This is a genomic window from Pseudomonas sp. Sample_21, assembly GCF_004307525.1.
In the GTDB taxonomy this organism is placed as follows: Bacteria; Pseudomonadota; Gammaproteobacteria; order Pseudomonadales; family Pseudomonadaceae; genus Aquipseudomonas; species Aquipseudomonas atacamensis.
In genome coordinates this window covers 22,450-30,118 of sequence record NZ_RCNZ01000025.1, presented here as the reverse complement: position 1 = coordinate 30,118, position 7,669 = coordinate 22,450, and the positions used below count along the sequence as shown (strand labels likewise).

Below are 7,669 nucleotides of genomic sequence, written 5' to 3'. Positions count from 1 at the left end.
TTCAAAGAAAAACGTTCAGGTCGGTGTATCTCCCAAATATCCCCCAATCGGTCCCCTCTCCCTTTGGGAGAGGGCTAGGGTGAGGGGGCTTTCGGATCTTGGCTTATTCGCGTCTACTGTCCAGCGCTCCAACCACACTCAAGGACTGAATGTGACCACCCCACGCAACACCCACCTGATCGTAACCGCCCGGCTGATCTCCGATTTCGGCGCCTTCCTCAACATGGTCGCGCTGGCCACCTACGTCTACCTGCTGAGCAACAGCGCCATGAGCGTCGGCATTTTCCTTGCCAGCCGTGTCGGTGGCGGAATCTTCGCCAGTCTGATCGGCACACGCTTCTACCGACGCTGGCAGGGCCGCGCGCCGCTGATTGCGTTCGATCTGTTGCGTGCTGCACTGCTGGGGCTGCTGTTGATCACACCGGCGAGTCAGCAGGCATGGCTGTTGCCGTTGATTGCCTTCGGCCTCGGCTTGGGCAATTCGATGTTCGCCATCGGCCTCAACAGCCAGTTGCCGCGTTTGATCGCGCCGGCGCAATTGCTCAAGGCCAATGCCTGGATCACTTCAGCTTCTTCTGCGGCGATGGTTGGCGGCAGTCTGGTGTCGGGGTTGCTGGTGGCTGCTTTCGGTTTTGAAACGGTCTTCGCCCTCAACGCGCTGACCTATTTGCTCGCCGCGCTGCTGATCGTGCCGCTGCGTTTCGAAAAAACCGATGTCAGCGAACAGCCGCAACGCGGTGAATGGTTTGCGCTGCGGCAGGGCCTGCGTTCGGCGCCTGTGGTCGCGGCCATGCTCGCGGTGACCATGGCCGACACCTTGGGCAGTGCCGCGCATAACGTCGGCTTCCCGATCATTTCGAAACTGCTGACGCCGGAGGCGGCGAGTACGACCTTGGGCCTGGCGCTTGCGGTATGGGCCAGCGGCAAACTGCTCGGCGCACGCATCGCCAGTCACCTCAAGGGCTCGGAGAACAGCCACCTTGAAAGACGATTTTTCTGCGGTGTGGCGCTGATGTCCTGCGGGTTCATTCTGATGTTCCAGCAGCACAGCCTCTACGGTCTGCTGCTGTTCGCCTTGCCGGCCGGACTTGGCGACGGGGTTTCCGAAGTCAGCCTGATGTCACGGCTGCAACGGGAACCTGCGGCGTTGCGCCTGCCGATTTTCAGTGTGCTGACCTTGCTGCAGATGAGCGGTTTCGGCATCGGCATGCTGGTTGCCGCGCCGTTCTACGCGTGGTGGACGCCGGGGGCCGTGGTCATGCTGTTCCACGGCATTCCCCTCGGCAGCTTGGGCGTGGTGACGCTGTTGCGGATCAGGCGCGGGCGGGTTGCGCGCAGCAGCCCGACGCCAGTTCCTTGAGGATCGGGCAGTCCGGGCGATGGTCGCCGCTGCAATGTTCGACCAGATCCTGCAGGGTGTCACGCAACTCGCCGAGCTCGCGGATCTTCTGGTTCAGCTCGTCGATGTGCTGGCGCGCCAGTGCTTTCACATCAGCGCTGGCACGCTGGCGATCCTGCCAGAGGGTCAGCAGCTTGCCGACCTCCTCCAGAGAAAAGCCCAGATCCCGCGAGCGCTTGATAAACGCCAGCGTGTGCAGGTCATCGCTGCCGTACACGCGGTAACCGCTGTCGGTGCGATTGGCCGCTTTGAGCAGGCCGATCGATTCGTAATAACGAATCATTTTTGCACTCAGGCCACTTTGTCGGGCCGCTTGGCCGATGTTCATCGGTGTTCCTCCAGGTTCTTGGGTTTCCAGGTTTTCAACAGTAGCGCATTGCTCACCACGCTGACGCTCGACAGCGCCATCGCCGCGCCGGCCAGCACCGGATTGAGGAAACCGAATACCGCCAGCGGAATGCCGATCAGGTTGTAGACAAAGGCCCAGAACAGGTTCTGGCGAATCTTTGCGTAGGTCTTGCGGCTGATCTCCAGCGCCGCCGGCACCAGTCGCGGATCGCCGCGCATCAAGGTGATGCCGGCCGCGTGCATGGCGACGTCGGTGCCGCCACCCATGGCGATGCCGATGTCGGCAGCGGCGAGGGCCGGGGCGTCGTTGATGCCATCGCCGACCATGGCGACTACGCCGGTTTTCTTCAGCTCGGCGACGGTCGCGGCTTTGTCGGCCGGCAGCACTTCGGCGTGAACACTGCGGATGCCCAGAGCCTCGGCCACCACCCGTGCGCTGCCGCGATTGTCGCCGGTCAGCAGGTGGCTCTGGATATCCCGCGCGGCGAGTTGTTGCACCGCTTGCAGAGCGCCGGGTTTCAGCGTGTCACCGAAGGCGAACAGACCCAGCACCTTCGGCTGAGGACTTTGCTCAATCAGCCACGACAATGTGCGGCCTTCGCGTTCCCACGCTTCGGCGGATGTGCTCAATTCACCGGCACTCAAGGCGCTTTCGTCGAGCATCCGCCGATTGCCCAGCGCCAGGCGCCGGCCATCCAGCGTGCCGGCGATGCCGCGCCCGGTCAGCGCCTGGCTGTCGCTGACATCGGGCACGTTCAAGCCGCGTTCAGCGGCTGCATCCAGCACCGCTTTGGCCAAAGGATGCTCGCTGCCGCGCTGCAACGCACCGGCCAAGGTCAGCAGATTATTCTCGTCACCATCGACCGCGCTGAAGTGCGCGATACGCGGCGTGCCCGAGGTCAGCGTGCCGGTCTTGTCGAACACCACACTGCTGACTTCATGGGCGCGCTCCAGCGCTTCGGCGTCCTTGATCAGAATTCCATGACGCGCGGCGACGCCGGTGCCGGCCATGATTGCCGTCGGAGTGGCGAGGCCGAGGGCGCACGGGCAGGCGATCACCAGCACGGCGACGGCATTGATCACCGCAGTTTCCAGGGGTGCGCCGTACAGCCACCAGCCGATCACCGTGGCCAGGGCGATCAGCAATACGGTCGGCACGAAAATCTGGCTGACCTTGTCCACCAGTTTCTGAATCGGCGCTTTCGCCGCTTGCGCGTCCTCGACCAGGCGAATGATCCGCGCCAGCACGGTTTCCGCGCCGAGCGCCTGGGTGCGCACCAGCAAACGACCCTCGCCATTGATCGCGCCGCCGGTGACCTTGTCGCCCGGTTGTTTCGGCACCGGCAGGCTTTCGCCGCTGATCAGCGCTTCGTCGGCGTGGCTCTGGCCTTCGACGACTTCGCCATCCACCGGGAAGCGTTCGCCGGGTTTGACCAGCACCAGATCGTCGAGGCGCAGGGCGCTGATCGCAACGTCCTGCTCACGCCCGTCGATGACTTGAATCGCGCGCTCCGGCCGCAACGCTTCGAGGGCGCGAATGGCGCTGGCGGTCTGACGTTTGGCGCGGCTTTCGAGATATTTGCCGAGCAATACCAAAGCGATGACCACCGCCGAGGCCTCGAAATACAGATGCGGCATGCGTCCGGCCGCGCTGGCCCATTCATAGACACTCAGGCCATAACCGGCGCTGGTGCCGAGGGCGACGAGCAGGTCCATGTTGCCGGCACCGGCGCGCACGGCTTTCCACGCCGCCACATAAAAGCGTGCGCCGAAGATGAATTGCACGGGGGTGGCGAGGGCGAATTGCGCCCAGGCCGGGAGCATCCAGTGAATGCCGAACGGCTGCAGTAACATCGGCAGCACCAGCGGCAGAGCGAGGGCGATCGCACAGATCAATGCCCACCGCTCACGGTGCAGGCGTTTTTGCTGGTCATCGGACTGTGGCCGTTCAGCTTGCCAGACGCTGGCCGAGTAACCGGCCTTGCTCACCGCGTCGAGCAGGGTTTGCGTATCGACCTGGCCGAGCAATTCGAGGTGCGCACGTTCATTGGCCAGATTGACGCTGACGCTGCTCACGCTTGGGACTTTGTTCAGGGCGCGTTCGACGCGACCGACGCAGGACGCGCAGGTCATGCCGTCGATGCTCAATTCGACGGTGTGCCGGGGCACGCTGTAACCGGCGCGCTCCACGGCTTGCATCAGCGCCGGCAGGCTGTCGCCGGGCGCCTGTACCCGGGCCTGTTCGGTGGCGAGGTTGACGCTGACGGCACTGGCGCCGCTGACCTTGCGCAGCGCCCGCTCGACACGCCCGGCGCAACTGGCGCAGGTCATGCCGGCAATCGGCAGATCGAAAGTGGTGGATTCGGACATCGGTCGCGCTCCCTGTAGTGGATGTCTACAGGATCAACCTTGCCATGCGGGCAAGGTCAAGCACCATTCTTGTGGGAGCGAGCCTGCTCGCGAATGCGGTGCATCATTCAGCAATCATGTTGGCTGACCCGGCGCTTTCGCGAGCAGGCTCGCTCCCACAGGTCGAGGCGGTTGCTCAATAACCCAGGCCTGCAGGTTTCAGGTACACGCCTTCGGCATTCATCGCTAGGCGGAACTTCCGCACATCCCCCGCGTGCAGCACGACTTCCTGCGAACCCGGTGCGAGCATGCCGGGGTTGCAACCCGGTGCCTGGCCCGGCAGCAGTTTCAGGCGCAGCGAAACCTTGCCCGGTGGCAGGTTAAACGACGTGCTCTGCTCCTGGAACAGGCGCGCCGACAGCTGGTCCTGGATGTACACGCCGATCTCGCACGAGGTCGCCACTTCGAGACGTTCGCGGGAAATGATCAGTACCGCGTAATCCTCGCCGGCGGCTTGCACCTGCGGGACGGCGGCGAAAAGGCTGAGCAAGCCAAACAGGCCCAAAGCTGACCAGCGCATGGCTGAATCTCCTGAATTCCAGTCATTGATGCATGCAGCTTGGCCGAGCGCGGCGCCGATTGCCAGCCCGGCAGTTTTTCGCAGAACTTGACCTTGCCATCGTGGCAAGCTCGAGACTGCCGGCAACCTCACTCAAAGGAGTCTTCCCATGCAAGTGTTCAACGTTCAAGGCATGTCCTGCGGTCATTGCGTCAAAGCCATCACCACTGCGGTGCAGGCGCTGGATCCGGCGGCCAGCGTGCGCGTCGATCTGGCGGCCAAGGAAGTCGGCGTCGAAAGCGCGCTGAGTGCCGATCAGGTCATCGCAGCGATTCGCGAAGAGGGTTATGAGGTGAAGCTCGTCTGAAATTGATCGTTAGCGAGCTATCGGAATGTTCAAGGCGTCCGGGCGCGGCTAGACTGTCGGGCTGCGACTTGCCCACCTGGATGCCTGATGAACTTCCGCACGATTTTGATACTCGGCGCCTTGAGCGCTTTCGGTCCTTTGGCGATCGACTTCTATTTGCCTGCCTTCCCGGCCATGGCACTGGCGTTCGGCACCGATGAGCAGCACGTTCAACTGACGCTGGCGGCGTACTTCCTCGGTCTGTCGCTGGGCCAACTGGCGTACGGGCCGATTTCCGATCGTTTCGGCCGGCGGCTTCCGCTGCTCAGCGGTGTCGCCCTGTTTACTCTGGCGTCATTGGCCTGCGCCTACGCGCCGAGCCTGGAATGGCTGATCGGCGCGCGCTTCGTCCAGGCACTCGGTGGTTGTGCAGGCATGGTGATTTCCCGTGCGGTGGTCGCCGACAAGTGCGATGCGGTGGGCTCGGCGAAGGTGTTTTCCCAGTTGATGCTGGTGATGGGCCTGGCGCCGATTCTGGCGCCGATGCTCGGTGGGCTTCTGGTCAACACCACGGGTTGGCAGTCGATCTTTCTGGTCCTCACCGGATTCAGTGCGGCGGCAGGTCTGGCGGTGGCGTTGGGTCTGCCGGAAAGCATGCCGGCCCACGTGCCGCGCCAGCCGTTGTCCGGTGCGTTGCGCCAGTACGCACGGCTGGTCAAGGATTCGGTCTACCTCGGCCACGCCCTGACCGGCGGCATCGCCATCGCCGGCATGTTCGCCTACATCGCCGGTTCACCGTTTGTGTTCATCAAGCTCTACGGTGTACCCGCCGAGCATTTTGGCTGGCTGTTCGGCACCAACGCGGCGGGGTTCATTCTGGTGGCGCAGGTCAATGCTCGTTTGCTGGCCAAGCGTGGCCCGGCGTTCTTGCTGGTGCGCGCGGTGTGGGTGTACTTCCTCGCCGGGCTGACCCTGCTGGCGGTGAGCGCGATGCGTCCAGAGGCATTGTGGCCGTTACTGATTCCGCTGTTCATCTGCATTGCCAGCCTCGGCTGCATCATTCCCAACGCCTCGGCTTGCGCAATGAACGGTCAGGGCGCCCGCGCCGGCAGTGCGTCGGCGATGCTCGGTTGCCTGCAATTCAGTATCGCCGCCGGTGCCGCCGCGTTGGTGGGGGTGTTGCACGATGGCAGCGCCGTGCCGATGGCCATGGTCATCAGCCTGTGCGGTCTGCTGGTGGTGAGCGTCGCGCTGCTCACCCGGCGCTTGCAGAATGCCCGGGCGCTGGCGCAAGCCCAGGTCTGAACGCTCGACTTTGGAACTCAGCCGGCGGCGCGCTGCTGGGTGGGTTCGGGAATCCGGTGGGGCGCGCAGAGTCGCGCTTCGAGGGTGCGAGTGAAGGCCAGAGCCTCGGCTTCACTGCGAAAGGTCACGACGTGCTGGTCCAGACGCACCTGCCATTGGGACTTTGCCACTTCTTTTATCAGGATCTTCATTGCTGACCTCCCTTGCGTAAAAGATGTATCGCAGAGGCTTCGATTGTAGACCTCGATACCCGCGTAAGTGTGACAAGGGTCAAGCAACCGACTGACGGCAAAAAGCCCCGCAACCGCTCTGGCATCACGAGCGTTTGCGAGGCTTTATTTTTTTAGAAACCTTCTAAAACAATTTTCCCCTTGGCCTTGCCGCTTTCCAGCAGCTCATGGGCGCGGCGCAGGTTGGCCGCGTTGATCACACCGAAGTGCTCGCCCAAAGTCGTCTTCAAAGTGCCGGCGTCGATCAGTTCGGCGACGCGGTTGAGCAGCTTGTGCTGTTCGATCATGTCCGGCGTTTCGAACAGCGAGCGGGTGTACATGAACTCCCAGTGCAGCGACAGGCTCTTGCGCTTGAGCAGGCTGATGTCGAGGGACTTCGGATCGTCGATCAGCGCCAGCTTGCCTTGCGGCGCGAGGGCTTCGACCAGTTGCGGCAGATGCTGGTCGGTCTGGGTCAGGCTGGCGACGTGGGTCACGCTGTCGATGCCGGCGCGCTTCAATTCTTCGCTCAGCGGCTGGCTGTGATCGATGACCAGATCGGCACCGAGTGCGCTGACCCAGTCACGGGTTTGCGCACGGGAGGCAGTGCCGATGACTTTCAGGCCGGTCAACTGCTTGGCCAATTGAGTGAGGATCGAACCCACGCCACCCGCCGCACCAACGATCAGCAGGCTCTGGCCTTCATCGTTGCTGCCCTCGCTGATTTGCAGGCGCTCGAAAAGCAATTCCCACGCAGTGATCGCGGTCAGCGGCAGCGCGGCGGCTTCGGCAAAACCGAGGGACTTGGGCATGTGGCCGACAATGCGCTCATCAACCACGTGCAGCTCGCTGTTGCCACCGGCCCGAGCGATCGAACCGGCGTAGAAAACCTTGTCGCCCGCCTTGAACAGGGTGACGTCGCTGCCGACCGCCTTGACCACACCGGCAACGTCCCAGCCCAGCACTTTCGCCGCGCCGTTTTCCGGCGCCACGTTCTGCCGCACTTTGGTGTCGACCGGGTTGACCGAGATGGCTTTGACTTCCACCAAGAGGTCGCGCGGGCCGGCGACCGGTTCTGGCAGTTCGATGTCCTGCAGGGACTTGGCGTCGCTGATCGGCAGGGACGCGTAATAGGCAATGGCTTTCATGGATGG

8 protein-coding genes are annotated in these 7,669 nt (G+C 63.2%); 3 read left to right on the top strand and 5 right to left on the bottom strand.

Going from position 1 to position 7,669, the window contains the following annotated elements:
- Positions 1 to 151 precede the first annotated feature (151 nt).
- The gene (locus tag D8U71_RS01990) at positions 152 to 1,360 is read left to right on the top strand and encodes an MFS transporter (RefSeq protein ID WP_130887056.1); all 1,209 of its coding nucleotides are present in this window, start codon (positions 152 to 154) and stop codon (positions 1,358 to 1,360) included.
- Here D8U71_RS01990 and cueR read toward each other — a convergent pair.
- The 3 genes from cueR to D8U71_RS01975 form a co-directional block, all read right to left on the bottom strand.
- Positions 1,314 to 1,727: a Cu(I)-responsive transcriptional regulator gene (cueR, locus tag D8U71_RS01985; RefSeq protein ID WP_016771827.1), complete on the bottom strand. Its 414-nt coding sequence runs from the start codon at positions 1,725 to 1,727 to the stop codon at positions 1,314 to 1,316. The two genes, D8U71_RS01990 and cueR, sit on opposite strands and share 47 nt — an antisense overlap.
- On the bottom strand, positions 1,724 to 4,117 hold the full coding sequence (cueA, locus tag D8U71_RS01980; protein ID WP_130887055.1) for a copper resistance metal-translocating P1-type ATPase CueA: 2,394 nt from the start codon (positions 4,115 to 4,117) through the stop codon (positions 1,724 to 1,726). Before cueA ends, cueR begins: the two co-directional genes overlap by 4 nt.
- Positions 4,118 to 4,292: 175 nt before the next feature.
- Positions 4,293 to 4,676, bottom strand: a complete 384-nt coding sequence (locus tag D8U71_RS01975; RefSeq protein WP_016771826.1) for a hypothetical protein — start codon at positions 4,674 to 4,676, stop codon at positions 4,293 to 4,295.
- Between the two features lie 148 nt (positions 4,677 to 4,824).
- On the opposite strand from D8U71_RS01975, the gene D8U71_RS01970 reads away from it, so the two are divergent.
- Both D8U71_RS01970 and D8U71_RS01965 read left to right on the top strand, forming a co-directional pair.
- Complete coding sequence (locus D8U71_RS01970) at positions 4,825 to 5,022, top strand: cation transporter (RefSeq protein WP_041479643.1); 198 nt, start codon at positions 4,825 to 4,827, stop codon at positions 5,020 to 5,022.
- A gap of 87 nt (positions 5,023 to 5,109) precedes the next feature.
- Positions 5,110 to 6,306: a multidrug effflux MFS transporter gene (locus tag D8U71_RS01965; protein ID WP_024011460.1), complete on the top strand. Its 1,197-nt coding sequence runs from the start codon at positions 5,110 to 5,112 to the stop codon at positions 6,304 to 6,306.
- Between the two features lie 17 nt (positions 6,307 to 6,323).
- Here the strand turns inward: D8U71_RS01965 and D8U71_RS28295 are convergent, their stop codons facing one another.
- Together D8U71_RS28295 and D8U71_RS01960 are read right to left on the bottom strand one after the other, a co-directional pair.
- Entirely contained in the window at positions 6,324 to 6,497 is a 174-nt protein-coding gene (locus tag D8U71_RS28295; protein WP_168772664.1) for a hypothetical protein, read from the bottom strand.
- Positions 6,498 to 6,649: 152 nt separating this feature from the next.
- Positions 6,650 to 7,663 (bottom strand): zinc-binding alcohol dehydrogenase family protein, encoded by a 1,014-nt coding sequence (locus D8U71_RS01960; protein WP_130887054.1) that lies wholly within the window; start codon positions 7,661 to 7,663, stop codon positions 6,650 to 6,652.
- Positions 7,664 to 7,669: the final 6 nt, after the last annotated feature.

Excerpts from the sequence above, each read along its gene's own strand:
- D8U71_RS01965 (WP_024011460.1), top strand. The coding sequence starts at position 5,110 with ATGAACTTCCGCACGATTTTGATACTCGGCGCCTTGAGCGCTTTCGGT.
- D8U71_RS01975 (WP_016771826.1), bottom strand. The coding sequence starts at position 4,676 with ATGCGCTGGTCAGCTTTGGGCCTGTTTGGCTTGCTCAGCCTTTTCGCC.
- D8U71_RS01960 (WP_130887054.1), bottom strand. The coding sequence starts at position 7,663 with ATGAAAGCCATTGCCTATTACGCGTCCCTGCCGATCAGCGACGCCAAG.
- D8U71_RS01970 (WP_041479643.1), top strand. The coding sequence starts at position 4,825 with ATGCAAGTGTTCAACGTTCAAGGCATGTCCTGCGGTCATTGCGTCAAA.
- D8U71_RS28295 (WP_168772664.1), bottom strand. The coding sequence starts at position 6,497 with ATGAAGATCCTGATAAAAGAAGTGGCAAAGTCCCAATGGCAGGTGCGT.
- cueA (WP_130887055.1), bottom strand. The coding sequence starts at position 4,117 with ATGTCCGAATCCACCACTTTCGATCTGCCGATTGCCGGCATGACCTGC.
- cueR (WP_016771827.1), bottom strand. The coding sequence starts at position 1,727 with ATGAACATCGGCCAAGCGGCCCGACAAAGTGGCCTGAGTGCAAAAATG.